Origin of the sequence: Nonomuraea sp. NPDC050536 (assembly GCF_044457685.1) — a bacterium.
Lineage (GTDB): Bacteria > Actinomycetota > Actinomycetes > Streptosporangiales > Streptosporangiaceae > Nonomuraea.
The window spans coordinates 322,997-349,123 of sequence record NZ_JBITHD010000006.1; the positions used below are offsets into that span (position 1 = coordinate 322,997).

The 26,127-nt window shown below is 68.9% G+C and carries 19 protein-coding genes and 1 tRNA gene; 10 read left to right on the plus strand and 10 right to left on the minus strand.

The genetic code is table 11. The features are described 5' to 3' along the window. Positions 1–392 precede the first annotated feature (392 nt). Positions 393–1,559 (minus strand): SLC13 family permease, encoded by a 1,167-nt coding sequence (locus ACIBHX_RS20105; protein ID WP_397068640.1) that lies wholly within the window; start codon positions 1,557–1,559, stop codon positions 393–395. Positions 1,560–1,616: 57 nt separating this feature from the next. On the opposite strand from ACIBHX_RS20105, the gene ACIBHX_RS20110 reads away from it, so the two are divergent. Further along, positions 1,617–7,184 carry a TIR domain-containing protein gene (locus ACIBHX_RS20110; protein ID WP_397068641.1) on the plus strand — a complete coding sequence of 1,856 codons (5,568 nt, stop codon included), beginning with the start codon at positions 1,617–1,619 and terminating at the stop codon, positions 7,182–7,184. On the opposite strand, the gene coaE is transcribed toward ACIBHX_RS20110, so the two are convergent. Both coaE and ACIBHX_RS20120 read right to left on the minus strand, forming a co-directional pair. Beyond that, the gene (gene coaE / locus ACIBHX_RS20115) at positions 7,161–7,760 is read right to left on the minus strand and encodes a dephospho-CoA kinase (protein WP_397068642.1); all 600 of its coding nucleotides are present in this window, start codon (positions 7,758–7,760) and stop codon (positions 7,161–7,163) included. The two genes, ACIBHX_RS20110 and coaE, sit on opposite strands and share 24 nt — an antisense overlap. A 9-nt stretch (positions 7,761–7,769) precedes the next feature. Next, complete coding sequence (locus tag ACIBHX_RS20120; protein WP_397068643.1) at positions 7,770–8,216, minus strand: GNAT family N-acetyltransferase; 447 nt, start codon at positions 8,214–8,216, stop codon at positions 7,770–7,772. 27 nt (positions 8,217–8,243) lie between these two features. On the opposite strand from ACIBHX_RS20120, the gene ACIBHX_RS20125 reads away from it, so the two are divergent. Beyond that, a complete protein-coding gene (locus tag ACIBHX_RS20125) occupies positions 8,244–8,990 on the plus strand; it encodes a maleylpyruvate isomerase family mycothiol-dependent enzyme (protein ID WP_397068644.1) in 747 nt (248 codons plus the stop codon). A 52-nt stretch (positions 8,991–9,042) separates the two neighbouring features. On the opposite strand, the gene rpsA is transcribed toward ACIBHX_RS20125, so the two are convergent. From rpsA to polA, 3 genes are all read right to left on the minus strand, one after another. Then, the gene (rpsA, locus tag ACIBHX_RS20130) at positions 9,043–10,521 is read right to left on the minus strand and encodes a 30S ribosomal protein S1 (RefSeq protein ID WP_397068645.1); all 1,479 of its coding nucleotides are present in this window, start codon (positions 10,519–10,521) and stop codon (positions 9,043–9,045) included. A gap of 202 nt (positions 10,522–10,723) precedes the next feature. After that, positions 10,724–11,821, minus strand: a complete 1,098-nt coding sequence (locus tag ACIBHX_RS20135; protein WP_397068646.1) for a polysaccharide deacetylase family protein — start codon at positions 11,819–11,821, stop codon at positions 10,724–10,726. Between the two features lie 257 nt (positions 11,822–12,078). After that, positions 12,079–14,769 (minus strand): DNA polymerase I, encoded by a 2,691-nt coding sequence (gene polA, locus ACIBHX_RS20140; protein ID WP_397068647.1) that lies wholly within the window; start codon positions 14,767–14,769, stop codon positions 12,079–12,081. Positions 14,770–14,909: 140 nt separating this feature from the next. Between polA and ACIBHX_RS20145 the strand changes: the two genes are divergently transcribed. The 6 genes from ACIBHX_RS20145 to ACIBHX_RS20170 all read left to right on the plus strand — a co-directional run bounded on the left by ACIBHX_RS20145 (position 14,910) and on the right by ACIBHX_RS20170 (position 20,173). Further along, positions 14,910–15,254: a PaaI family thioesterase gene (locus tag ACIBHX_RS20145; RefSeq protein ID WP_397068776.1), complete on the plus strand. Its 345-nt coding sequence runs from the start codon at positions 14,910–14,912 to the stop codon at positions 15,252–15,254. A 468-nt stretch (positions 15,255–15,722) separates the two neighbouring features. After that, positions 15,723–17,006, plus strand: coding sequence for a branched-chain amino acid ABC transporter permease (locus ACIBHX_RS20150; RefSeq protein WP_397068648.1), 1,284 nt, complete (start codon positions 15,723–15,725; stop codon positions 17,004–17,006). Between the two features lie 10 nt (positions 17,007–17,016). After that, the gene (locus ACIBHX_RS20155) at positions 17,017–18,006 is read left to right on the plus strand and encodes a branched-chain amino acid ABC transporter permease (RefSeq protein WP_397068649.1); all 990 of its coding nucleotides are present in this window, start codon (positions 17,017–17,019) and stop codon (positions 18,004–18,006) included. 1 nt (position 18,007) lies between these two features. Beyond that, on the plus strand, positions 18,008–18,931 hold the full coding sequence (locus ACIBHX_RS20160; RefSeq protein WP_397068650.1) for an ABC transporter ATP-binding protein: 924 nt from the start codon (positions 18,008–18,010) through the stop codon (positions 18,929–18,931). Next, positions 18,928–19,713, plus strand: coding sequence for an ABC transporter ATP-binding protein (locus ACIBHX_RS20165; protein ID WP_397068651.1), 786 nt, complete (start codon positions 18,928–18,930; stop codon positions 19,711–19,713). The genes ACIBHX_RS20160 and ACIBHX_RS20165 overlap by 4 nt, the downstream gene beginning before the upstream one ends. Positions 19,714–19,771: 58 nt before the next feature. Continuing rightward, positions 19,772–20,173: a hypothetical protein gene (locus ACIBHX_RS20170; RefSeq protein WP_397068652.1), complete on the plus strand. Its 402-nt coding sequence runs from the start codon at positions 19,772–19,774 to the stop codon at positions 20,171–20,173. A gap of 46 nt (positions 20,174–20,219) precedes the next feature. Here the strand turns inward: ACIBHX_RS20170 and ACIBHX_RS20175 are convergent, their stop codons facing one another. After that, a complete protein-coding gene (locus tag ACIBHX_RS20175) occupies positions 20,220–21,512 on the minus strand; it encodes an ABC transporter substrate-binding protein (protein WP_397068653.1) in 1,293 nt (430 codons plus the stop codon). A 186-nt stretch (positions 21,513–21,698) separates the two neighbouring features. On the opposite strand from ACIBHX_RS20175, the gene ACIBHX_RS20180 reads away from it, so the two are divergent. Further along, the gene (locus ACIBHX_RS20180; RefSeq protein ID WP_397068654.1) at positions 21,699–22,541 is read left to right on the plus strand and encodes a hypothetical protein; all 843 of its coding nucleotides are present in this window, start codon (positions 21,699–21,701) and stop codon (positions 22,539–22,541) included. Positions 22,542–22,544: 3 nt separating this feature from the next. On the opposite strand, the gene ACIBHX_RS20185 is transcribed toward ACIBHX_RS20180, so the two are convergent. From ACIBHX_RS20185 to ACIBHX_RS20195, 3 genes are all read right to left on the minus strand, one after another. Next, the gene (locus tag ACIBHX_RS20185) at positions 22,545–23,849 is read right to left on the minus strand and encodes an ABC transporter substrate-binding protein (RefSeq protein WP_397068655.1); all 1,305 of its coding nucleotides are present in this window, start codon (positions 23,847–23,849) and stop codon (positions 22,545–22,547) included. A 172-nt stretch (positions 23,850–24,021) separates the two neighbouring features. Then, entirely contained in the window at positions 24,022–25,308 is a 1,287-nt protein-coding gene (locus ACIBHX_RS20190) for an ABC transporter substrate-binding protein (RefSeq protein ID WP_397068656.1), read from the minus strand. Positions 25,309–25,420: 112 nt separating this feature from the next. Next, the gene (locus ACIBHX_RS20195) at positions 25,421–26,005 is read right to left on the minus strand and encodes an ANTAR domain-containing response regulator (RefSeq protein WP_397068657.1); all 585 of its coding nucleotides are present in this window, start codon (positions 26,003–26,005) and stop codon (positions 25,421–25,423) included. Positions 26,006–26,046: 41 nt separating this feature from the next. On the opposite strand from ACIBHX_RS20195, the gene ACIBHX_RS20200 reads away from it, so the two are divergent. Next, positions 26,047–26,120, plus strand: a tRNA-Leu gene (locus tag ACIBHX_RS20200). Positions 26,121–26,127 lie beyond the last annotated feature (7 nt).

Genomic DNA, 26,127 nt, shown 5'->3' on the forward strand with positions numbered 1-26,127 from the left:
CGCCTGAGCGCCCGGCGTGCGGCGACACACCGGCCCCGGACCCGCTCCCGCAGACCCTCACCGCAAAACTGCAAAAGGGATCACGCGAAGGTCGATTCATACACCACGTCCGTAGACGTGACCCTTCCGCGGTGATGCCTGGCCTCGAGGTGGGCATCAGGCGTCCTCCACCCAGATGGGTATCGGTTGGGCTTGCGCCGCAGGCGCCAGGGAGACGGCCGAGCGAAGCGAGGTCCTCTGCGGTCCCGGGGCGTGCCCGCCTCTCGGCTCGGGGTGGGCGTCGGACGGGCTGCTGGCCAGGCGGGTTTCGGGCGGGGCCTCGAAGCTAGGACAGCCCGAGCGCGAGCGAGGCCCTTTGTGGGGGCGTGGTGGGCGCCTGGGCGCGTGGGCTCTCAGGTGGTGGCGACGAGGGCCCAGGTGGTGGTTAGGAGGGCTATGAGGGCCAGGCCGGCGCCAGTGAGGAGGAAGCGGCGCATCGGGACCTTGACGTCGTTACGGCGGCAGGATTCGAACCAGAGGAGCGTGGCGAGGGAGGCCCAGGGGGTGATGACGGGGCCGACGTTGGTGCCGACGAGGACCGCCAGGAGGCCGTCCCGGGTGGCGACGACGGGTTCGAGGGCCTTGTAGGCCGGCAGGTTGTTGATGGTGTTGGCCAGGCCGGCTCCGACGGCGGCGTTGCGGTAGGGGTCCTGGTGGGTGCCGAGCATCCACGTCATGAGGTCGGCCAGGCCGTACCGGCTGAGCGTGGGCACCACGAGGAACAGGCCCGTGACGAAGATCAGCAGCTGCCAGGGGATGAGGCCGAGCGTGAGCCGGCCGCGGTCGCGCACGAAGAAGGCGATGACCACCAGCAGCGCCGCCACCGCGGCCGCGACGCCGACCTGGACCTTGAGCAGCAGCGCGGCGATGAACAGCAGGCAGGCGATGCCGGCTGTCCAGAACAGGACGGGGTCGGCGATGGGGTCGAGCAGGGGCGGGGCGTAGCGGGCCTCCCTGCGCCGGCCGCGCCGCCAGTAGAAGACCCACAGGAAGGCCAGCGTCACCGCGATGGAGACGATCTGCGGCGCCCACATGCGGGCGGCGAACTGCTGGGCGTCGAGGTCGATCCTCTGCATGGCCAGCAGGTTCGTCAGGTTGGAGACGGGCAGCAGGAGGCTGGCGGTGTTGGCCAGCCAGATGGTGGCCATGGCCAGCGGCAGCGCGTCGATGCGGGCCTTGGGCGCGAGCGCCAGCATGACGGGCGTGAGCAACACCGCAGTCGTATCGAGATTCAGAAATATCGTGACAAAGGAGGCGAAGGCGGTGCTGAGGAAGAACAGGGCGGTGTAGTTGCCGCGCCCGAGCACCGCCATCCTGGCCGCGATGGCGTCGAAGACCTGCGCCTCCTTGGTCAACTCGGCCAGCACGATGATGCCGACGAGGAAGACCAGCAGCGGCCCGATGTCGTCCAGCGAGGCGATGGCGTCCTGCAGCGGCAGTAATCCGGACGCGACGAAGATCAAACCGAGCGCCAGCAGGCCGATTCTGATCCAGTCGAGTACGGAAAGACGCCGCAACACCCGACGATGATCGCACACCCGCTGCGAAACGCCGATTCCCCGGGAGATACTGGGCAGATGGCGCGTGACGGCAGGCCGACCGAGATCTTCGTCAGCTATTCCCCGGCCGACACGGCGTGGGCCACCTGGATCGCCTGGGAACTGGAGGCGGCGGGTTACCGAACGATGATCCAGTCCTGGGACTTCGTGCCCGGCACGAACTTCATCGACTTCATGGACCGCGGCGTGAGCGAGGCGGCGCTGGTCGTGGCGGTGCTCTCGCGCAAGTACCTGACCTCCCGCTACGGGCGCATGGAGTGGCAGGCGGCGCTGCGTGCCGATCCTGACAACCCCTCCAACAAGCTGGTGACGGTACGCCTGGAGGACGTCCAGGTCGAGGGCTTGCTGTCCACGATCACCTGGGTGGACATGCTGGGCGTGACCGATCCAGGCCAGGCCAGGGCGCTGCTGCTGGGCAGGATCAGGGAGGCCATGGCCGGCCGCGCCAAACCCGACAAAGCACCGATATTTCCGACAAATGCTACGACGCCGCCGATTCCCAGCCTGCCCGCCCCCGAGGAGCGCTCGCGGGCCCGCCGGACCCCGGTGACCGCGCCGAAGTTCCCGCCCGCGACCGCCAAGTCCCACGAGAAGCGCGAGTCGCTGAGCGTGCTGCACATCGGCGGCCCCCGCTTCGGCCGGGCGCTGCCGGACCCCGGCGAGCCGTTCACCCCCGAGGACATCCAGGCCAGGATCTGGGCGGATCTGACCGGTCTGTACGACAGGGGGATGCCACGCCCCGACCTGATGCTGGTCAGCGGGGACCTCACCGAGTCGGGCAGCCTGGGGCAGTTCGGGCAGGCCACCCGCTTCCTGACCGACCTGCGACACCTGATCGGCCTGGAGCCGCACCGGCTGGTCATCGTGCCGGGGCCGCGCGACGTGACCAAGGCGGCGGCCAGCGCGTACTTCCTGACCTGCGAGGCGGACGACGTCAGCCCGCAGCCGCCGTACTGGCCCAAGTGGCGCCACTTCGCCGGCCTGTTCGACGAGCTCTACCAGGGCCTGGACGACCGGGTGTTCGACGGCGGGCAGCCGTGGTCGCTGTTCGAGGTGCCCGACCTGAAGGTCGTGGTGGCCGGACTGAACTCCACCATGGCCATGAGCCACCTGGAGAAGGACGCCTACGCCCAGCTCGGCGAGGCGCAGGCGGCCTGGTTCGCCGAGCGGCTGCGCCCGTATGAGGAGTCGGAGTGGCTGCGGCTGGGCGCGATCGGCCACCCGCCCGCACTGCTGCACGACGCGCCCACCTACGACCGCCTCGTCGCCCACCGTCTCAACCTGCTCTTCCACGGGTACGGCGAGCCAGGTGAGGGTGCCGTGGCCGCGCCCCGCCCCGGCCACCACCACGTGGTCGAGATCGGCCCCCAGGGCATGCGCGTCTGGCACCCCGACGCACAGAAACCGGAACGCGCCGCGCGCGCCTGGCGGGCCGCGACGGCCCCGTTCAGCAACGGAAAGCGCCCGGCTCCCGTCCCCGAGCCGGAGCCCGACAGGAAGGAGCCCAGCCCCACCGAGCTGCTGCTCGACCGCATCACCGAGGTGTGCGAGGCCAGGCACGAGCGCGCCAAGATCCGCCGCTTCCCCGCGCACCTGGTCGTCACCCACCCCGAGGACGGCTTCGTGCGCCAGCTGATGGTCGGCGCGCACGTGGGCGAGGTCACCGCCGACAACGCCGCGGACTTCGTACGGCAGGCCCACGCCACCGAGCTGTCCGCCGAGCTGGTCTACCAGGGCCCGCCGCCGCCACGGGCGCTGCGCGACGACCTGATGCGCAGGGGTGTCCGGCTGCGCAGCTTCACCGAGTTCCAGGGCCTGCTCGACCTGTCCGGCTACGTGGCCGAGCAGACGGCCAGGCTCACCACCGACCGCCGCTACCCGCCCGACCTGTACGTGCCGCAGCGCTACCGGGACCTGGACCGGCCAGGGCACCAGGTCAAGCAGGGGCTGACGGACGAGCTCATCAGGCTGCTCGCCGCCGACCACGGCCGGTTCCTGCTGCTGCTCGGCGACTTCGGCCACGGCAAGACGTTCGCGCTGCGGGAGCTGGCCAGGCGCATCCCGCTCGAGCTCCCCCATCTGACGCCGATCCTGATCGAGCTGCGCGCGCTGGACAAGGCGCACTCGGTGGACGGGCTGGTGGCCGCCCACCTGGCCAACCACGGCGAGGAGTTCATCGATCTGAAGGCCTTCCGCTACCTGCTGCGGCAGGGGCGGATCGTGCTGCTGTTCGACGGGTTCGACGAGCTGGTGACCCGGCTCACCTACGACAGGGCCGCCGACCACCTGGCCACGCTGCTGGCCGCCGCCGAGGACAAGGCCAAGATCGTGGTGGCCAGCCGTACGCAGCACTTCAAGTCGCACACGCAGGTGCTCACCTCGCTCGGCGAGATGGTGGGCGTGCTGCCGCAGCGGCGGGTGCTGTCGGTGGAGAACTTCACCCAGGACCAGATCCGCTCCTACCTGGACAACCGCTTCGACGACCGAGCCGAGGCCTCGGCGCGCATGGCGCTGATGGAGGGCATCAAGGATCTGCTGGCGCTGGCGCGCAACCCGCGCATGCTCAGCTTCATCGTCGACCTGGACGCCGACCAGCTGCGCACGGTGGCGGGGGCGCGCGACGCGATCAGCCCCGCGCTGCTGTACGAGGAGATCCTCAGCTCGTGGCTGGCCTTCGAGGAGCAGCGCACCCGGGTGCCCGGCTCGCCGGCCACGCTCACCCTCGAGGAGCTGTGGCGGGTGGTGACGGCGCTGGCGCTGCGGCTGTGGGAGACCGGCGAGGCGTTCCTGGGGCTGGCCGAGCTGACCGAGATCGCCGAGACGCTCACGGGCCTGGCCGACGGGCAGCTCACCGGCGCGCAGGCGGCGCACGCGATGGGCACGGGCAGCCTGATGGTGCGTACCGAGGAGGGCATGTTCGGCTTCATCCACGCCTCGGTGATGGAGTGGCTGATCGCCCGGCACATCGCGGCCACGATGGACGACCCGGTGGCGCTGACGCGCAGGCCGCTGTCGGCCCTGACGGTGGAGTTCCTGTGCGACCTCGCCGACATGCGGGCGTTGCGGGCTTGGGCCGACGATCCGCCCGCCGACGGCCCGGACAACGACATCGCCAGGGCGAACGCGGTCAAGCTGGCCGCCCGGCTGCGCACCCCGGCGCGGGCCGACCTGCGCGGCGCCAATCTCAGGGGCGAGGACCTGTCGGCCAGGGATCTGCGGGAGGTGGACCTGACCGGCGCCGACCTGAGCGAGGCCACGCTGGTCGGCACCGACCTGTCGCGGGCCACGCTGCGCGATGCCAGGCTGGTCGGCGCCCGGCTGGACGAGGCCAAGCTGGTGGGCGCCGACCTGACCGGGGCCGACCTGTCGGGCGCCCACCTGGCCAGGGCCGACCTGAGCGACATCGCCGCCGAGGGGGCCCACTGGCACCGGGCCGCGCTCATCAACGTCACCGGCACGCTGCCGCACCTGCCCGGCGCCGCCGTCGTGCCGGGTCAGCCGGTCGACGTGCAACTCGCCCCGGCCGCGATCGGCGTGCCGTACGGCTATCACATGCAGACCAGCCGGCTGCCCGAGCCCATCGCCTACAGCGCCGACGGCGCGACGCTGGCCATCGGCAACGAGGACGGCGGCGTGCTGCTGTGCGTCGACGGGCTGCCCACGCGCACGCTGCAGGGCCACCGCGGCCGCGTCTACGCGGTCTCCTTCGCGGGCGACCTGCTGGCCACCGGTGCCAGCGACGGGCGCGTGCTGCTCTGGGACGCGCTGACGGGCGCGCTCCTGCGCGAGCTGTCCGGCCACTCCGAGGGGGTCTGGCCGGTACGGCTCAGCCCCCGCGGCGACCTGGTCGCGGCGGGCGGCGCCGACGGCGTGGTCCGGGTGTGGGAGACCGCCACCGGAACGCTGAAGCAGTCCCTGGCCGGCCATCTGGCCCCCGTCTACACCGCCTCCTTCGGCCGGGCGGGCCTGGCGACCGGCGACGCGGCGGGGGTGGTCCGCGTCTGGGACCTGGAGTCAGGGCAGGTCGTGCGCACCCTGGAGGGGCACGGCGGCTCGGTCTACCGGGCCATCCACAGCGCCGACGGCTCCATGCTCGTCACGGGCGACGAGGCGGGCACGGTCCGCGTCTGGGACGCCGCCTCCGGCACGCTGCGGCACACGCTGACCGGGCATCCTGGCAGCATCTACAGCCTGGCCTTCGCCCCCTCGGGGACCCTGCTCGCCAGCGGCGACACCGCGGGCATCGTACGGCTGTGGAACCCGGTGACGGGCGAGACGCACGGCGTGCACACCACCCACGCGGGGGCGATCTACCGGGTGGCGTTCAGCCCCGACAGCGGCAAGGTCGCCAGCGCCGACGCCAAGGGCGTGGTCCGGCTGCAGGAGGTGGGCGGCGCCCACCGGGTCGAGCTGACCGGGCACCGCAGCTCGGTGTGGCCGTTCGCGTTCCGCCCCGACGGCAGGCAGCTGGCCACCAGCAGCAACGACGGCACGGTCCGGCTGTGGGACACGGCCACCGGGCAGTGCCAGAAGGTGCTGCGCGGCCACGGCAGGCGCATCGCCTCGGCCAGGTTCAGCGCCGACGGCTCGATGCTGGCCACCAGCGGCAACGACGGCGTGGTACGCATCTGGGAACCGCGCACCGGGCGGCGGCTGCGCGAGTTCACCGGCAGCGCCGACCGGCTGATCTCGGCCTCCTTCTCCCCCGCCGGGCCGGTGCTGGCCACCTCCAGCAACGACGGCGGCGTGCACTTCTGGAACGCCACCACCGGCGACTACGAGCGCGAGCTGAACGCCGAGACCGACCACGTCTGGGCGGAGGCCTTCAGCCCCGACGGCGAGCTGCTGGCCACGGCCAACGACGACGACAGCGTCCGGGTCTGGTACCGGCCGACCAGCCGCCTGGTCAGCAACCTGGCCGACCATCGGGGCCGGGTCCGCTCGATCGCGTTCAGCCCCGACGGCCGCTACGTGGCCACCGGGTGCGACGACAGACTCGTCCGCATCTGGCAGGTCGAGACCGGCGACCGGGTGATGACGCTGCAGGGGCACACCGACCGCGTCTACTCGGTGGTGTTCTCCCCTGACGGCCGCTACCTGGCCAGCGCCGGCAACGACGGGCTGGCCAAGATCTGGGAGCTGTCCAGCGGCATGGAGCGGCACACGCTCACCGGGCACGCGGGACGGCTGTGGAGCTGCGACTTCGACCCGACGGGCGCCCGGCTGGCCACCGGCGGCGACGACCTGGCCATCCGCGTGTGGGACACCGGCTCGGGCGAGCTGCTGCAGACGCTGCACGGGCACGCCAGGCGGGTCTGGTCGGTGGCCTTCAACCCGGCCGGCGACCTGCTGGCCAGCGCCGGCGACGACGGCGTGGTCATCCTGTGGCGCGCGGGCGAGCGGCAGATCACGCTGCTCGGCCTGCCCGAGGGCTGGGCGGCCCTGTCGCCCGACGGGCGCTACAAGATCCAGGGGGAGGCGGCCGGGCAGTTCTGGCACGTCATCGGCACGGCCCGGTTCGAGCTGGGCGAGCTGGACCCGCACCTGCCCGCCGTACGTCAGTTACCGCTGGAGGCGCCGTTCTAGGTCCTGCCAGACCTCGTCGACGCGGGCGTCGAGCTCCTCGAGCGAGCCCTCGTTGGCGATGACGACGTCGGCGACCGCCAGCCGGTCGGCGCGGCTCGCCTGGGCGGCGATACGGGCCTTGGCGTCGGCCTCGGACATGCCACGGATGCCGGTCAGCCGGGCCAGGCGCACCTCGTCGCTCGCGTCGACGACGATGACGACGTCGTACATGGGGGCGAGCTTGTTCTCGGCCAGCAGCGGCACGTCGTAGACGAGGATCGCGTCGTCGGGCGCCTGGCTTTGCAGCTCCGCGACCCGCTCGCCGACCAGCGGGTGGACGATGGCGTTGAGCGCGGCCAGTCGTTCGGAGTCGCCGAAGACGATCGTGCCGAGCTTCTCCCTGTTGAGCGTGCCGTCGGGGCGCAGCACCCCCTCGCCGAAGGCGGCCACGACGCGGGCCAGGCCCTGGGTGCCCGGCTCCACCACCTCACGGGCGATCTTGTCCGCGTCGATCACGACGGCGCCCCTGGCGGACAGGCGCTTGGACACCTCGCTCTTGCCCGATCCGATACCGCCGGTGAGCCCGATCTTCAGCACCTGGCCACCTTATCGCCGCATGTGCACCAGGGTGAGATGGTCGTCCATCCGCTCCCGGTGTGTCTCCTTGTATCCCAGTCGCCGGTACAGCCGCAGGTTGCCCTCCGAGAGGTGCCCGGTGAACAGGTCGAACGCGGTGGCCTCCGGCACCTGCTCGTGCAGCGCGGTCAGCAGGGCGGTGCCGATCCCCGCGCCCTGCCGGTCGGGCGCGACGACGAGCCGCCCGACCAGGCACGCCGTGCCGGCCGGCTGCCCGCGCACGGCGCCGACGATCCGGCCCGACTCGGTGGCCTTGAGCACGGTCGCGGTCTCGATGGCCTTGCGCACCTGCTCGGCCGACTCCACCAGCGGCGCGATGAACGGGTCGCCGTAGAGCTGGGCCTCGCTCACGTAAGCCGCCCGCTGCAGGGTGAGGATCTCCCCCGCGTCCGCCGCCACCGCTCGCTCGATCTCCACCGGGGCAGTCTATGGTTAGCTCGGCCCATGCGAAGCCTTCGATACCTGGATTGCCTGCGGGCGGACGCGGCGCTGCTGGGCTCGGCCGCCGCCGCGGACCTGACCGCGCCCGTGCCCAGCTGCCCCGGCTGGACCGCAGCCGACCTGGTCACCCACGTGGCCACGGTCTACCTGCACAAGGTGGAGACGATCCGCCAGGGCGCCTGGCCCTCCCCCTGGCCGCCGGACCTGTCCGGCGAGGATCCCCTGGCGCTCCTCGATCGGTATCTGGCGGAGCTGCTGACCGAACTCACGGCCCACGAACCCGGCGCCAAGGCGCTGACGTGGTACGACCCTGACCAGACGGTCGGTTTCTGGATCCGGCGGATGGCGCACGAGACGGTCATCCACCGCGTCGACGCGGAACTGGCCCGCGGTGCCGCCGTTTCCGACATTCCACACGATCTGGCCACTGACGGGATCGACGAGGTGCTGGTGACCTTCCTCGCCTTCGCCTCGGCCGGCTGGCCCGAGGACTTCGGCGACGCGCTGCCCGCCCTGTCCGGCCGCACGATCGCCCTCGCCGCGGGCGACAGGCACTGGCAGGTACGGCCGGCCGCCACGGGAGCCGCGGTGACTGCCGATGCCGGACCCGCCGACGTCACCATCACCGGCGCGCCCCAGGACCTCCTGCTGTGGCTGTGGCGCCGCGGCCCCTCAGACGGCCTGCGCATCGAGGGCGACGCCGCGCTGGCCGAGGGGTTGCACGGGCTCATGCGGGACGCGACCCAGTAACGCACGAAAGAGGCCCCGCACCGGAGTGCGGGGCCTCTATACGCGGGTCAGATCAGCTCTGGCCGCCGGCGAGCTTCTCGCGGAGAGCCGCGAGAGCCTCGTCAGAGGCGAGCGCGCCGCTGGCCGGAGCCGACGACGAGTTGGCGGGGGCCTGCGTCTCGCCCGAGTAGGACGAGGGAGCAGCCTCGCCGGCCTCGGCCTCGGCCTTGCGGGCCTCCTCGATCTGGCGCCTGTGCGCCTCGAAGCGGGTCTGCGCCTCGGCGTACTGGCGCTCCCACTCCTCACGCTGCTTGTCGAAGCCCTCGAGCCACTCGCCCGTCTCCGGGTCGAAGCCTTCGGGGTAGATGTAGTTGCCCTGGTCGTCGTAGGTGGCGGCCATGCCGTACAGCGTCGGGTCGAACTCGACCTCGGTGCCAACACCCTCGTTGGCCTGCTTCAGCGACAGGCTGATGCGACGGCGGTCGAGGTCGATGTCGATGATCTTGACGAAGATCTCGTCGCCGACCTGGACGACCTGCTCCGGGATCTCCACGTGGCGCTCGGCCAGCTCGGAGATGTGGACCAGGCCCTCGATGCCCTCCTCGACCCGGACGAACGCGCCGAACGGCACCAGCTTGGTGACCCGGCCGGGGACGACCTGGCCGATCTGGTGGGTGCGGGCGAACTGCTGCCACGGGTCTTCCTGCGTCGCCTTGAGCGAGAGGCTGACGCGCTCGCGCTCCATGTCGACGTCCAGGACCTCGACCGTGACCTCCTGGCCGACCTCGACGACCTCGGACGGGTGGTCGATGTGCTTCCAGGACAGCTCGGACACGTGGACCAGACCGTCGACGCCACCCAGGTCCACGAAGGCACCGAAGTTGACGATCGAGGACACGACGCCCTTGCGGACCTGGCCCTTCTGGAGGGTGTTGAGGAACGTCTGGCGGACCTCGGACTGCGTCTGCTCGAGCCAGGCGCGGCGGGACAGGACCACGTTGTTGCGGTTCTTGTCCAGCTCGATGATCTTCGCCTCGAGCTCACGGCCGACGTACGGCTGCAGGTCGCGGACGCGGCGCATCTCGACCAGGGACGCCGGCAGGAAGCCGCGCAGGCCGATGTCGAGGATGAGACCACCCTTGACGACCTCGATGACGGTACCGGTGACGATGCCGTCCTCGTCCTTGATCTTCTCGATCGTGCCCCAGGCGCGCTCGTACTGGGCGCGCTTCTTGGACAGGATCAGGCGACCCTCCTTGTCCTCCTTCTGGAGAACCAGGGCCTCAACGTGCTCGCCGACTTCGACGACATCCGCGGGGTCCACGTCGTGCTTGATCGAGAGCTCGCGCGAGGGGATGACGCCCTCGGTCTTGTAGCCGATGTCGAGAAGGACCTCGTCTCGATCGACCTTGACGACGGTGCCCTCGACGATGTCGCCGTCGTTGAAGTACTTGATGGTCTCGTCGATCGCTGCGAGGAAGGCTTCCTCGGACCCGATGTCGTTGACCGCTACCTGCGGGGTGCTCGAGGTGGCCTCAGTGCTGCTCGTCATGTGTGGAATTGCTCCGAACGCGGACAGATGTCGATGTGGCGAACGCGCGGCAGGCCCTCTTCCGCATCAAGCCGAGGAATTACGACATCGACGTGACCGAGCGCGAGCCCGCTCCGTCTGAGGCGCGCGCGAACCCACAGCGCAGCGATCAGCATATGAGACCTAGCGAGCGTGGTCAATCCGGGCGACGTAAACGCCCGGACTAATAGGCGTTGACCTGCGGTCTCTGCTTGGGGCTGATATTACCTCGGAGTTTGACCGGGACTGAGATCCGGTTGGGGTCCCCGTCGGAGACGTAGCGCCAGCCCGGGTGCTTGTTCAGCCACTCCAGCCAGTACTGCGAGCACCACTTGCGGCACTCGCCCTTCTTGCCGTTGCTCTGGATCCGCTGGATGGCGAGCGGGTCGAAGTCCTTCGCGAAGGGCGAAACCGAGGGCTCGGCCCCGGCCAGGAAAACCCCGGCAAAGCTGTAGGAGGTTCCGTCCCAAGAGCCGCTGCGCGCGAGCTTGCGCGGGTGCGGCATCGCCCCGAACGGCAGGGCGATCGTCTTGTCCGGGGGCGCGCCGAGCTTCTTCAGCAGCCGTTCGATCCTGACGATCTGCTCGCGGACCTTCTTCTTCGGCATCACGGCCAGGTCGGGGTGCGACCAGGTGTGGTTGGCCACCTCGAAGCCGTGGTTCACCAGCCACTGCACGGCCGTGGCCTGCTGGCTCTGGTCCTGCAGCCCGAAGGGCGTCCGGTTGATCCAGAACGTGGCCACGGGACGGAACGTCGGATACTCGGCGGCCACCCGCAGGATGATGTCGACGGCGGTGTCCTTGACGGGCGCGCCGTTCGCGTCCAGCCCGAAATGGCTGGGATGGCCGTCATCGAAGGTCAGCACCACCGGGTAGTGCCCCGCGGGCACCGGCATGGCCCCCGTGGCGAACTCCCTGGCGGTGACGGGCACGTAGCCCTGCTTGGCCAGCGTCTCAAGCTCCTGCTTGAGCTGCGCGGGGGTCCGGTCGATGGAGGCCCGGCGCTTCTTGATGATCCGGTGGTACATCAGCACCGGCACCAGGCCCGCCTCGTTGGCCTTGATCTGCCTGGCGAACTCCGGCGTCGCCTCGACCCCGGGCGGCGTCGTGCTGACGGGCTGCGCCGACGGCTGCACGCCGGGTAACGGGTTTCGCGCTGCGGCCAGTGGTCTGTCTCCGGGACGGCTGGCCGACGGCACCAGAATCAAGCCGACGACCGCCGCGACGACCACCACGATGTTGGCGATGCCGATGATCCGCGTGAGTGACGCTGATGAAGGCACACAACTCCCGGCAGCTCGGGGAAAGTACGTCTCAGGATATGTCCGGCTACCCCGCCGCAGGCGGATAAACACGCCTCCTCATCGCCCCTCCCGCAAGGTCATCCGCAAGAGTCGGCATACCCAGAACTGACGCCTTCTTTGCCTTCACCGGAAGGTCACGGGAGCACAAACGCCCCGCCGCCGCCCGCATGAGGCGTGGGGCTCGGCTCCCCTCTTAGGAGAGCCGAGCCGCGGGCGAGGGCCGTGCGCTTGGAGGGTCAGTGGCCGGCGTCCTCCCAGGTGCGGCCGACGCCTACGGAGACCTCCAGGGGGACGCGGAGGTGGTAGGCGGCGTTCATCTGGTCGCGGACGAGCTGGGTGAGGGCGTCCAGCTCGCCGGGGACCACCTCGAAGACGAGCTCGTCGTGGACCTGGAGGAGCATGCGTGAGCGGAGCCCCTCCTCGCCCATGGCCTGCCGTACGTTGAGCATGGCGACCTTGATGATGTCGGCGGCCGAGCCCTGGATGGGGGCGTTGAGGGCCATCCGCTCGGCCATCTCGCGGCGCTGGCGGTTGTCGCTGGTCAGGTCCGGCAGGTAGCGGCGGCGGCCCATGATGGTCTCGGTGTAGCCGTCGGTGCGGGCCTGGGCGACGATGGCGTGCAGGAAGTCGCGCACGCCGCCGAACTCCTGGAAGTACTCCTCCTTCAGCGCGCGCGCCTCGGCGACCGGGATGTTGAGCTGCCCGGACAGGCCGAAGTCCGACAGGCCGTAGGCCAGTCCGTAGTTCATGGCCTTGATGCGGGCCCGCAGCTCGCTGTCGATCTGCTCGGGCGGCAGGTCGAAGACGCGCGAGGCGGTGGCGGCGTGGAAGTCGTGACCGGATTCGAAGGCGGCGATGAGCGACTCGTCGCCCGACAGGTGAGCCATGATGCGCAGCTCGATCTGGCTGTAGTCGGCCGTCAGGAGCGTCTCGAAGCCCTCGCCGACCGTGAAGCCCTGCCGGATGCGGCGGCCCTCGGCGGTGCGGATCGGGATGTTCTGCAGGTTGGGCTTCTCCGACGACAACCGGCCGGTGGCGGCGATGATCTGGTTGAACGTGGTGTGGATCCGCCCGTCGTCGGCGATCTCCTTGATCAGGCCCTCGACCGTGGTGCGGAGCTTGGTCTGGTCGCGATGGCGCAGCATGATCACGGGCAGCTCGTGGTCGGTCTGCGTGGCCAGCCAGGCGAGCTGGTCGGCGTCGGTGCTGTAGCCGGTCTTGATGCGCTTGGTCTTGGGCAGGTTGAGCCGGGTGAACAGGATCTCCTGCAGCTGCTTGGGCGAGCCGAGGTTGAACTGCTCGCCGACGGCCCGATGGGCCTCCTCGACCGCGTGCTTGACGGCGGCGCCGAACTCGGCCTCCAGCGAGGCGAAGTATTCCGCGTCGACGGCGATGCCGGCGCGCTCCATCTCGGCCAGCACGCTCAGCAGCGGCAGCTCCACGTCGGTCATCAGCTGGGTGCCGCCGCGCCCCGACAGGAACTCCTCCAGCGAGCCGGCCAGCTCGAGCACCGCGTGGGCGCGCAGCGCCAGGTCCTTGGCCGGGGCGAGCTCGTCGTCGCCGAACAGCGCGCCCTGCCCGTCGGACTCCTCCTCTGCCCGCAGGTCACGGTGGAGGTAGCGGCGGGCCAGGTCTTCCAGCGCGAACGTGCGCTGGCCGGGCATGGCCAGGTAGGCGGCCAGCGCGGTGTCGGCGCTGAGCCCGTTGAGCTGCATGCCCTGCGCCCACAGCGCCAGGATCGGCCCCTTGGCGTCGTGCACGGCCTTGGGCTTGCCATGGTCGGCGAGCCACTCCCGCAGCGCCGTCTCGTCGGCCTCGGTCAGCTTGGTGGGGTCGATGTAGGCGGCCGTGCCGTCGGGCGCGGCGATCGCGATCGCGTCGACGCGTCCGGTGCCGCTGCCGTAGGCCCCCTTGAAGGCGAGCCCGGCGCGGCCTTGCAGCAGCGCCGACAGCCAGCCGGCCACCCGGTCGGGCCCGAGGACGACGGTCTCCACCTCGAAGCCCTGCTCGGGCTCCTGCTCGCCGGTGCCGAGGACCTTGAACAGCCGCTCGCGCAGCTCGCCGCGGATCTGCAGCGAGTCGAGCAGCTTGTTGACCTCCTCGCGCTCCCACGTGCCCTGCTGGAGGTCGCCCAGCTCCACCTCGAGCGCGACGTCGCGCAGCAGCTCGGTCAGCCGACGGTTCATCAGCACCTGGGCCACGTGCTCGCGCAGCTTGTCGCCGACCTTGCCCTTGACCTCGTCGACCCGGTCGATCAGCGCGGTCAGCGAGCCGAACTCGCGCACCCACTTGGCCGCCGTCTTCTCCCCCACGCCGGGAATGCTGAGCAGGTTGTCGCTGGGGTCGCCGCGCAGCGCCGCGAAGTCGGGATACTGCTGCGGCGTCAGCTCGTACTTCTCGAAGACCGCCTCAGGCGTGAAGCGCGTCATGTCGCTGATCCCCCGGCGCGTCATGAGTACGGTGACCCGCTCGTTGACCAGCTGGAGCGCGTCGCGGTCACCGGTGACGATCAGGACGTCCATGTCCTCGGCGGCGGCGCGGGTGGCCAGCGTGGCGATCAGGTCGTCGGCCTCGAACCCGGCCTTGGACAGCCGCGGGACGCGCAGCGTGTCGAGCAGCTCGAAGATCAGCTGCATCTGGCCGCGGAAGTCCTCCGGCGTCTCGCTGCGGTTGGCCTTGTACTCCGAGTACTCCTCGTGCCGGAACGTCGGCTCCGACCGGTCGAAGGCGACCGCCACGTGGGTCGGCTGCTCGTCGCGGAGGATGTTGGTCAGCATGGACGTGAACCCGTAGACCGCCTCGGTGTGCTGGCCGTCGGTGGTCATCAGGTTGGCGTCCTTGAGCGCGTAGAACGCTCGATACGCCAGGCTGTGCCCGTCAAGCAGCAGCAGGCTCGGTCGGTTGGGGGTCACTTCACTCTTCGGCACAACCGAAGCCTAGTCTCCAACTGCGACAGAAAACCTGAGCTCGGAAGACTGGAGACATCCCCTTGACGGAGACGCCGCAGATCAACCCCGTCGACTTCGCCGGCCTGGGCGGGATCCACGAAGGCACGCTCCCCCACCGGATGGGCATCGAGTTCGTCGAGGCCGGCGCCGAGCGGGTGGTGGGCCGCATGCCGGTCGAGGGCAACACCCAGCCGTACGGCCTGCTGCACGGCGGCGCGTCGGTGGTGCTGGCCGAAACCCTGGGTTCGGTGGGCGCGGCCATCCACGCAGGACCCGAGCGGATCGCGGTCGGCATCGAGATCAACGCCACCCACCACCGCCCGGCGACCTCCGGGCACGTCACGGGCGTCGCGACCCGGCTGCACGGTGGCCGCACGCTGGCCACCTACGAAATCGAGATCACCGATGACCAGGGACGACGTGTGTGCACCTCACGCCTCACCTGCATGTTGCGAGACCGCTGAACGCCACGCGAGTTCCGCTCTCCCTTTGCACACCGGCCCCGTGGGTCGCTACGGTTGTCCCCAGCAGAGCCCGCGGGGAGGCTGAGTAGATAACGTGTAGGGCCGGGGAAGCCCTACATGGTCCCAAAGGTCACCCCCGGGCTCGTTTCTCCCCCCGATTCAGCAATGCCTCGAAAGTGTCGCGCGTGACCGCACCGCCGACCTGCCGCCACTCCTCAAGCTTTTCGACCAGATCGTTATTGCTTCGTTGTCAGGACCTGCCAGGTGTCTACCCCGATTTAGCCCCTGACCTGGCGTCTTTTTTCCTCACATGAGTGACACACGCACGTCACTAATTGGTGACGAACGATACTGAAACGGGCGTTCCCGGAATAAGCTCCCGCCACAGCATCCCAGTTGTGCCTGCGATGCCCGCGTGTCGAGATGGAGGGGTCACAACCCCGCCTTGACCTAATTGAGGGAGCACCATTGCGCAGAGCCGTGATCGCGTTCACGGCCTTCCTGGGTGGACTCATCTTCCTGCTCGCCGTACCCGCCCAAGCGGCGGTCGACGACCAGGGCTTGAGGGGGACACTCAAACTCCAAGGCCAGCCAGTGAACGGCGTGAAAATCGTCGTGACCACCGAAGACGGCAAACCCGTCAAGGAGGTTACAAGTAACGCCCAAGGCACATGGGAAGTGAAGGTCGACAAACCGGGCAAGTACAAGGTGACCCTGGATGTCAAGACCCTCCCCGCGAATGCCCAGGTTCGGGCCAACAACAACGTCCGCACCCCGACGGTTTTCAGCGGGAACATGTCGACCGTCCTGTTCGCGCTCGAGCCCAAGGGCACCACGGCCGCCCAGGAGACGGGCGGTGAGTCAAGTCCCTTCTGGGACACCGCGGCACAGCTCACCTTCGAGGGCATCAACCTCGGCCTGATCATCGCGCTGGCAGCCCTCGGCCTCTCGCTCATCTACGGCACGACCGGCCTGACCAACTTCGCCCACGGCGAGCTCGTCACGCTGGGCGCCATCGTGGCCTATGCCTTCAACGTGGGCATAGGCCTGCATCTCATCCCCGCGGCGGTGCTGTCGGTCATCGTCTGCGGCGGGCTCGGCTACGCACAAGATCGCTTCTTCTGGGGCCAGCTGCGCAGACGCGGCACCGGCGTCATCGCCATGATGATCATCTCGATCGGCGTCGCGCTCTTCCTGCGCTACACCTACCTGATCCTCTTCGGCGGGCAGAACGAGGCCTTCGCGCAGTACACCGCGCAGCCGGGCATCCAGATCGGCCCGATCTCCGCGGCGCCGAAGAACTTCGTCGCCATAGGCATCGAGCTCGCGGTCCTCATCATCGTGGGCGTCGCGCTGCTGCGCACCCGCACCGGCAAGGCCGCCCGCGCGGTGGCCGACAACCCGGCGCTGGCCGCCTCCTCCGGCATCAACGTCGACCGCATCATCCGCATCATCTGGACGACGGGCGGCGCCATCGCCGCGCTCGCGGGCATCATGCTGGGGCTGTCGCAGAACCTGAAGTACACGATGGGCCAGGACATCCTGCTGCTCATCTTCGCGGGCGTCACGCTCGGCGGGCTCGGCACCGCCTTCGGCGCGCTGGTCGGCTCCCTGGTGGTCGGCCTGTTCATCCAGCTCTCCACCCTCTGGGTGCCGCCGGAGCTGAAGAGCGTCGGCGCGCTCGCCGTACTGATCATCGTGCTCCTCGTCAGGCCGCAGGGGATCCTCGGCCGCCGCGAGCGGATCGGCTGAGGGGGCTCACATGGACTGGCTCACCATCTTCACCACCACCGTCAAGGCCGCCATCGGCGTGGAGACCGTGCTCTACGGTCTGGCCGCGATCGGCATCAACGTCCAGTTCGGCTACACCGGCCTGCTCAACTTCGGCCAGGCCGCGTTCATGGGCGTCGCCGGGTACGGCCTGGCCGTCACGGTCACCGTGATCGGCCTGCCGTTCTGGGTCGGAATCCTGGTCGGACTGGCCGCGGCCGTGCTGCTGGCCCTCATCCTGGGCATCCCGACACTGCGCCTGCGCGCCGACTACCTGGCCATCGTCACGATCGCGGCAGCCGAGATCGTCCGGCTCATCTTCCGCTCCGTGGCGTTCAAGAGCGTCTTCGGCGGCTCGGACGGCCAGCGCGGCTTCTCCGACGGCTTCTATGCCCTCAACCCCTTCCCCGAGGGCGACAACTACGGCATCGGGACGATCACCTTCAACAACCGGGTCCTGTGGGTGCTCGTCGTCGGGTGGATCCTGGTCGGCCTCACCAGCTTCCTCGTCTACCTGCTCATGAAGAGCCCGTGGGGCCGCGTGCTGAAGGCCATCAGGGAGGACGAGGACGCGGTCCGCAGCCTGGGCAAGAACGTCTTCTCCTACAAGATGCAGTCGCTGATCCTGGGCGGCGTGATCGGCTGCTTCGGCGGCTTCATCTACGGCCTGGCCTTCGCCTCAGTCCAGCCGGACATCTTCGGCACCGAGACCACCTTCTTCGCCTACACCATCGTGATCCTGGGCGGCGCCGCCCGCGTCCTGGGCCCCATCGTCGGGTCGATGATCTTCTGGGTGCTCCTCGTCCTGGTCAACGGCGTGCTGAGCGAAGCGGTCCAGGCGGGGTACATCCCCTTCATGACCAGCATCCAGGTCGGTCCCGTCCGCTACATGCTGGTCGGGCTAGGACTGATCCTGTTGCTCATCTTCCGGCCACAGGGCATCTTCGGTGACAAGAGGGAGATAGCACTCGATGCGCGCTGAAATGACAACCGATCGCAAGGCCGCCGCGCTGGCCGTCTTCAAGGACCTGGCGCGCGAGCCCGGGGTGCCCAAGCCCGACCCGATCCTGGTGGTCGACAACGTGGTGCGGCGCTTCGGCGGCCTGACGGCCGTCGAGGTCGAGCACGTGGAGATCCAGCGCGGCTCGATCACCGCGCTCATCGGTCCCAACGGCGCGGGCAAGACGACGTTCTTCAACCAGCTGACCGGTTTCGACACCGCCGACTCCGGCTCGTGGACGTTCAACGGCCAGAGCATGAGCGGCGTGCCGGCGCACAAGGTGGCGCGCCTGGGCATGGTGCGCACCTTCCAGCTGACCAAGGCGCTGTCCAGGCTGACCGTACTGGAGAACATGCGCCTGGGGGCTCAGCAGCAGCGGGGGGAGAACTTCTGGCGGGCGCTGATCCCCGGCTTCTGGCGCAGCCAGGAGGACTCGATCACCGAGCAGGCCGAGGAGCTGCTCGAGCGGTTCAAGCTCGACGCCAAGCGCGAGGACTTCGCCGGCTCGCTGTCGGGCGGCCAGCGCAAGCTGCTCGAGATGGCCCGCGCGCTGATGGTCAAGCCGGAGCTCGTCATGCTCGACGAGCCGATGGCCGGCGTGAACCCGGCGCTCACCCAGTCGCTGCTCGGCCACGTCAAGGACCTGCGCGAGCAGGGCATGACGGTGCTGTTCGTCGAGCACGACATGGACATGGTCCGCGACATCAGCGACTGGGTCATCGTGATGGCCCAGGGCGCGGTCATCGCGGAGGGCCCGCCGGACTCGATCATGTCCGACCCGCGCGTCATCGACGCCTATCTGGGCGCCCACCACGACGCACCGTTGTCGGAGACCGAGCTGGAGGAGCAGCTGCAGCAGGCCGAGGCGGCGCTCGAGGCCGAGATCGAGGAGGAGACGCAGAAGTGAACGCCGTCCCCGAGTCCAAGCAGGCCGTCACCGACCGCAGCGCCCACCTCAAGGGCGCCGAGAACGCGGTGCTGCGCTGCGACGAGCTCATCGCCGGCTACCTGCCCGGCGTCAACATCCTCAACGGTTCCGACCTCTACGTGGCCGAGGGCGAGCTGATCGGCATCATCGGCCCCAACGGCGCCGGCAAGTCGACGTTGCTCAAGGCCATGTTCGGGCTGGTCAACATCCGGTCGGGCACCGTCGTCCTCAAGGGTGAGGACATCACGAACATGAAGGCGCATTCGCTGGTCTCCCGCGGCGTAGGTTACGTGCCGCAGACCAACAACGTCTTCCCCAGCCTCACCATCGAGGAGAACCTCGAGATGGGCGCCTTCCAGGTGCCCGGCAAGTTCAAGGAGCGCTTCGAGTTCGTCGCCGAGCTGTTCCCCGCGCTGAAGGAGCGGCGCAAGCAGCGGGCCGGCTCGCTGTCGGGCGGTGAGCGGCAGATGGTGGCGATGGCCAGGGCGCTGATGACCGAGCCGTCGGTGCTGCTGCTCGACGAGCCGTCCGCGGGCCTGTCGCCCAAGCTGCAGGACCTGGTGTTCATCCAGGCCCAGCAGATCAACACGGCGGGCGTGACGGTCATCATGGTCGAGCAGAACGCGCGGCGCTGCCTGCAGATCTGCCACCGCGGCTACGTGCTCGACCAGGGCCGTAACGCCTACACGGGCACCGGGCGGCAGCTCGCCAACGACCCCAAGGTCATCGAGCTGTACCTGGGCACGCTCGCCAAGGCGTAAAGATCTCGATCAGGAGAAGGGGCTCCCATGGGGCCCCTTCTCTTCGTTTAATGGCTGGGTGAGACGTTTAGCGGCAGTTGCCATTCTTCTTCCCATCCTCGTCGGCTGCCAGCACGCGCCGGCGGCCCACGCCGAGAAGTACAGCACCGGCGGCGATCCCACCGACAGCCCGTGCGCGCGGGTGGTCTCCGCGATCGGCTACGTGGGGCTGATGCTCAACCCGCGTGGCCAGGAGGACAGCCAGAAGATCGAGGACGCGCTCCTGGGACGCTTCGGCGAGCTGCGCGGGATCACGCTGGAGTTCGGTCCGCGGCTGCCGGAGTCGTTGCAGCCCGCCGTACAGACCATCAAGACCACCACGGCGGGGCTGGCGCGGGCGGACGTGCCCCGGCCGCGGCAGATCGCGCTCATCAAGCAGTACCGGCCGGCCGCCGACCAGATCGTGGCGGGCTGCAAATAGCGAAAGGGCCCGGCCGTGAGGCCGGGCCCTCGCCGCTGGTGAGCCGTTAGCCGGCGATGTTGCCGGTGCGGTACTCGAGCGCCTTGGTGGCGTACTTGTTGTCGGGGCCGTACTGGTAGATGCCGATCGTGGCGACCGCGGGGTCACCGGCGTCGTTGAACTCGACCGGACCGCTGACGCCGTCGTAGTCGATGTCCTTACCGGCCTTCAGCAGCTCGTCGCAGGACTTGAAGTCCTTGCACTTCTCGCCGCCCTTGCTGACGTCGGCCAGCTTGGCCGCGATGTCCGCGCCCGCGTCGCTCTTGGCGGCCTCGGCGGCCAGCGCGACCAGGTTGGTGGCGTCGTAGGACTCAGGAGCGTAGGAGTAGTCCTGCAGCTTGGGGTTGGCCGCGAGCAGCTTCTTGCGGAAGTCGTCCGGCGAGTTGGCGCCGGGGATGGTGCCCTTGACGCCCTTGAGGGTGCCCTTGGGCATCTTCAGGTAGTTGGTGTTGGAGGTGTTGCCGTCGACCATGTACCACTTGTGAGTGTCGGCGGTGAGGCCCTGCTTGACCAGCTCCTGGATGACCTTGGCGGTCTCCTCGAACCCGATCAGCACGATCGCCTTGGGGTTCTTGGCCTTGATCTTGGCCACGTCGGCGGAGAAGTCGGCGGCCTTCGGGTCGTAGTCGACCCGCTCGACCACCTGCGCACCGCCGTCCTGGACCGTCTTGGCGACGTTGTCGGCCAGGCCCGTGCCGTAGGAGTCCTGCATCGCCAGGATGCCCACGGTGTCGCTGCCGTCGGCGACGATCAGGTCACCGAGCACGCGGCCCTGCAGCTTGTCCGGCGGCGAGGTACGGAAGTACAGGCCGTGGTCGTTGATCGTGGTGAACTTGTCGGAGGTGTTGGCCGGCGAGAACTGGATCACTCCCGCGCCGGTGATCTTGTCGATGACCGACTCCGACACCGAGGACGAGGCCGCACCGACGATCACATCGGCCTTCTGCGCGAGCAGCTTGTCCACCGACTGCGAGGCGATGTTGGTGGTCGTGTCGCCGGAGTCCGTGTCGTACTTGACGACCGGCTTGCCGAGCACACCACCGGCCTCGTTGATCTCCTTCAGCGCGGCGTCGACGCCGGCGAACTCAGGCGGGCCGAGGAAGGCCAGCGAGCCGGTCTGCGGAAGCAGTGCGCCAATGGTCAACACGCCGTCGCCCTTGGCCGCGGCTGCGGCTGAGGACGGCGCCGCTGATCCGGTCTGCTGCGTGGCGGTATTGCTGCCGCCGCCGCAGGCCGTCAGGGCGAGGCTGGCAACCGCTGCGACAGCCAGCACGCGCCCCGCGGGAGCAATGCGGATCATGAAGTGTCTCCTTCATCCCAGGCCGGGATCCCATCAGCCAGGCCGACGTTCCCGATCGAATGACGGAAACGTACAAAACCCCAGGCTGCTCCAACAGATGCCCAGGTGAACTGTCGGCACTTGGATGCGGAGTCGTAATCACTCCTCAACTTACGACGGGCGCTGACCACGCCTAATGTGCCTAGGGTGAAGCGTATTTCGGCCTTCCTGGCCCTCGCCGTCCTGCTTGCCGGCTGCGCCTCTCCGGAACCCGCGACGACCCCGCCCAAGGGCGTATCGGTCTCGCTGGCGCAATGGCGTTCCGACGAGCCCGTCCACGCCCTCGAGGTCGCCGTGCGTAATACCACCGACACACCGGTCTATTTCGCCGATGTTCAGCTCGTCACGCCGTCTTTCAAAACACTCCCGGCGCAAAGGGCGGACGGCCTCATTCGGCACACCGACCGCACGGACCTTCGCATTCAGTACGGCGCGGCCAACTGCCTGCCCAAGGGACTTCCCACCGTGCAACCGGCCACCGTGGTGGCGCACGTGCGCGAGGGATCGTCGCAGGAGCTGCGGAAGGTGGTCTTCCCGGTGCCGCACCCCGACCCGCTGCTGACGCAGCTGCTGCGCGACGAGTGCTCGGCGTACCTCATCAAGGAGGCCGCCGACATCGAGTTCGGCGACGACTGGCACCAGGTCGGCAAGGTCATGACGGGAACGCTGACGCTCACCAGGAAGGGCGAGGGGGCCGTGGCGATCGACGACGTGGGCGGGACCACCCATTACATCGCCACGCCGGTGCCGAAGACCAAGCCGCTCGCCGTACTGCAGGCTGGGGCGTCGCAGCAGACGATGCCGCTGCAGCTGACCCCCGGACGGTGCGACCCGCACGCCTTCGCCGAGGCCAAGAAGGCCTTCCAGTTCCCTGTCCGTGCCACCGTGGACGGGGGCCAGGAGCGGGTGATCATCGTGGTGCCGCCCAAGCCGCTGCAGGATCGCCTGTGGAGCTACGCGCTCAAGACGTGCGGCCTGGGCGGCGGCTGAGGGTCAGCCCTCGATGTTGCCCTTGCGGTACTCCAGGGCCTTGGTGGCGTCGTACTTGTTGTCCGCGCCGTACTGGTAGACGCCGATCGTGGCGATCGCCGGGTCACCGGCGTCGTTGAACTCGATCGGGCCGCTGATGCCGTCGTAGTCGACGTCCTTGCCGGCCTTCAGCAGCTCGTCGCAGGACTTGAAGTCCGCGCACTTCTCGCCGCCCTTGCTGACCGTGACCAGGTGCTTGGCGATCTGCGCCGGGTCGTCGGTCTTGGCCTCCTGCGCGGCCAGCGCGATGAGGTTGGCCGCGTCGTAGGACTCGGCGGCGTAGGTGTAGTTGGTCAGCTTCGGGTCGATGGCCAGCAGCTTCTTCTGGAACTCGGTGGGAGCCGCCGCGCCGGGGATGGTGCCCTTGACGCCCTTGAGCGTGCCCTTGGGCATCTTCAGGTAGTTCGTGTTCGACATGTTGCCGTCGACCATGTACCACTTGTACTTGTCGGCCGTCAGGCTCTGCTTGACGAGCTCCTGGACGACCTTGGCCGACTCCTCGAACCCGATCAGCACGATGGCCTTGGGGTTCTTGGCCTTGATCTTGGCCACGTCGGCGGAGAAGTCGGCGGCCTTCGGGTCGTAGTCGACGCGCTCGACGACCTGGGCGCCGGCCGCCTCGGCCGTCTTGGTGACCTGGTCGGCCAGGCCGGAGCCGTAGGAGTCCTGCATGGCCAGGATGCCGATCGTGTCGTTGCCGTCGGCGGCGATCAGGTCGCCGAGCACGCGGCCCTGCAGCCTGTCCGGCGGGGCGGTGCGGAAGTACAGGCCGTGGTCGTTGATCGTGGTGAACTTGTCGGAGGTGTTGGCCGGCGAGAACTGCACCAGGCCCGCGCCCGTCACCTTGTCGATGATCGACTCCGACACCGAGGAGGAGGCTGCGCCGATGATGGCGTCGGCCTTCTGCGCGATCAGCTTGTCCACCGACTGCGAGGCGATGTTGGTGGTGGTGTCGCCGGAGTCGGTGTGGATCTTGTTGACCGGCTTGCCCAGCACGCCGCCGGTGTCGTTGATCTCCTTGACGGCCTGGTCGATGCCGGCGAACTCGGGCGGGCCGAGGAAGGCCAGCGAGCCCGTCTGCGGCAGCACGTCGCCAATCGTCAGCGTGCCGTCCCCCTTGGCCGCCGAGGCGGGTGCCGAGGAGGCGGGCGCTGCCGACTCGCTCTTCTGCGCGGCGGTGTCACCGCCGCTGCCACCACAGGCCGTCAACGCCAGGCTCGCGACCGCCGCGACGGCCAGCAGGCGTCCGGCAGGAGCAATGCGGTTCATAAGAACTCCCCTTAAAGTGCCATTTCCGAAGCTCAGCATGCCCGTAGGAACGTTCCGATCGGGGATTCGGCGCGGCTTTTATGCTGATTCGTAATGTCCTGACCGTACGAGGTCATGGACTGTCACAGGGGAGTTGCGGCCCCGGTCCGCCAACGGACCGGGGCCCAAACGGTCATCCGGCGATGTCGCCCTTGCGATATTCGAGGGCCTTGGCGGCGTCGTACTTGTTGTCCGCGCCGTACTGATAGATGCCGATCGTGGCGACCGACGGGTCACCGGCGTCGTTGAACTCGACCGGACCGCTCACGCCGTCGTAGTCGATGTCCTTGCCCGCTTTCAGCAGCTCGTGGCAGGCCTTGTAGCTGGTGCACTTCTCGCCGCCCTTGCTGACATCGGCGAGCTTGGCCGCGATGTCCACGCCCGCGTCACTCTTGGCCGCCTCGGCCGCCAGCGCGATGAGGATCGCCGCGTCGTAGGACTCGGCCGCGTAGGTGTAGTTGGTCAGCTTGGAATCCACCGTCAGCAGCCGCTTCTGGAACGCCGTGGGCGCCGCGGCGCCGGGGATCGTGCCCTTGACCCCGGCGAGCGTTCCCTTGGGGTCCTTGGCGTAGTTGGTGTTCGACATGTTGCCGTCGACCATGTACCACTTGAACTTGTCGGCCGTCAGGCCCTGCTTGACGAGCTCCTGGACCACCTTGGCGGTCTCCTCGAAGCCGATCAGCACGATCGCCTTCGGTTTCTTCTCCTTGATCTTGGCCACGTCGGCGGAGAAGTCGGCGGCCTTCGGGTCGTAGTCGGCGCGGGCGACGACCTGCCCGCCGTTCGCCTCCGCGGTCTTGGTGACCTGGTCGGCCAGGCCGGTGCCGTAAGAGTCCTGCATGGCCAGGATGCCGATGGTGTCGTTGCCGTCGGACACCACCAGATCCCCCAGGACCCGCCCCTGTAGCTTGTCCGGCGGAGCCGTGCGGAAGTACAGCCCGTTGTCCTTGATCGTGGTGAACTCGTCGGAGGTGTTGGCCGGCGAGAACTGGATGACCCCCGCTCTGGTGATCTTGTCGATGATCGACTTGGACACCGCGGACGAGGCGGCGCCGATGATGGCGTCGGCCTTCTGCGCCAGCAGCTTGTCCACCGACTGCGAGGCGATGTTGGTGGTGGTGTCACCGGAGTCGGTGTCGATGGAGACCACCGGTTTGCCGAGCGCCCCGCCGGCGTCGTTGATCTCCTTGATGGCCAGGTGGATCCCGGCGAACTCGGGCGGGCCGAGGAACGCCAGCGACCCCGTCTGCGGTAGCACGTCGCCGATCGTCAGCGTGCCGTCTCCCTTGGCCGCCGCGGACTGCTGCGCGGAGGCCGAGGCGGTGGCGTTGGGGCCGCCGGACTTGTTCGGGGTGGAACAGGCCGCCAGCGCGAGGCTCGCCGCTGTGGCGACGGCCAGCGCGCGGGAAATTCGGGTCATCGAAAGTGTCTCCCTTCGGTCCGCCCACAGAATGGGGCGGTATCCCCCGGAGGGAGAGTTTCCGACGCCGGTTGGATGCCCAGTCGTGACCGTACGGCGCTTTTTCGTGCCCTCAGTCGCGCTCGGGGGTGTCGTCTATAACGATCTGGGCAACCTCGCGCATGCTCAGACGGCGGTCCATGGACGCCTTCTGGATCCACCGGAACGCCTGTGGCTCGCTCCAGCCGTGATCACTCATCAGCTTGCCCTTGGCCCGCTCGACCAGCTTGCGCGTCTCCAGCCGGTCGGACAGGTTGGAGACCTCCTTGGCCAGCGCCAACATCTCCTCGTGCCGGCTGACCGCCATCTCGATCGCGGGCACCAGGTCGCTCTTGGTGAAGGGCTTGACCAGGTAGGCCATCGCGCCGGCGTCCCTGGCCCGCTCGACCAGGTCACGCTGGGAGAACGCGGTCAGGATCAGGCACGGCGCGATCCGGTCGGCCACGATCCGCTCGGCCGCCGAGATGCCGTCGAGCACGGGCATCTTGACGTCCAGGATGATCAGGTCCGGCCTCTGCTCGGTGGCCAGCTGGATCGCCTGCTCGCCGTCGCCGGCCTCGCCCACGACGACGTAGCCCTCCTCCTGGAGCATCTCCTTGAGGTCCAGGCGGATAAGAGCCTCGTCTTCCGCGATCACCACTCGCCGCTGCGTAGTCACGAGCAGAAGGGTACCGAGGTCCGATACATTAGATCCACGTCGCCCCGATAGACCAACCGGCAGAGTCGATGGCCTCAAAATCCATTCAGTGTGGGTTCGAATCCCACTCGGGGCACCCCCAC

Bases quoted from the DNA above. Each gene is read 5' to 3' on its own strand.
- ACIBHX_RS20110 (WP_397068641.1), top strand. From the start codon at position 1,617: ATGGCGCGTGACGGCAGGCCGACCGAGATCTTCGTCAGCTATTCCCCG.
- ACIBHX_RS20125 (WP_397068644.1), top strand. From the start codon at position 8,244: ATGCGAAGCCTTCGATACCTGGATTGCCTGCGGGCGGACGCGGCGCTG.
- rpsA (WP_397068645.1), bottom strand. From the start codon at position 10,521: ATGACGAGCAGCACTGAGGCCACCTCGAGCACCCCGCAGGTAGCGGTC.
- ACIBHX_RS20145 (WP_397068776.1), top strand. From the start codon at position 14,910: ATGGGCATCGAGTTCGTCGAGGCCGGCGCCGAGCGGGTGGTGGGCCGC.
- ACIBHX_RS20155 (WP_397068649.1), top strand. From the start codon at position 17,017: ATGGACTGGCTCACCATCTTCACCACCACCGTCAAGGCCGCCATCGGC.
- ACIBHX_RS20160 (WP_397068650.1), top strand. From the start codon at position 18,008: ATGACAACCGATCGCAAGGCCGCCGCGCTGGCCGTCTTCAAGGACCTG.
- ACIBHX_RS20175 (WP_397068653.1), bottom strand. From the start codon at position 21,512: ATGATCCGCATTGCTCCCGCGGGGCGCGTGCTGGCTGTCGCAGCGGTT.
- ACIBHX_RS20185 (WP_397068655.1), bottom strand. From the start codon at position 23,849: ATGAACCGCATTGCTCCTGCCGGACGCCTGCTGGCCGTCGCGGCGGTC.
- ACIBHX_RS20190 (WP_397068656.1), bottom strand. From the start codon at position 25,308: ATGACCCGAATTTCCCGCGCGCTGGCCGTCGCCACAGCGGCGAGCCTC.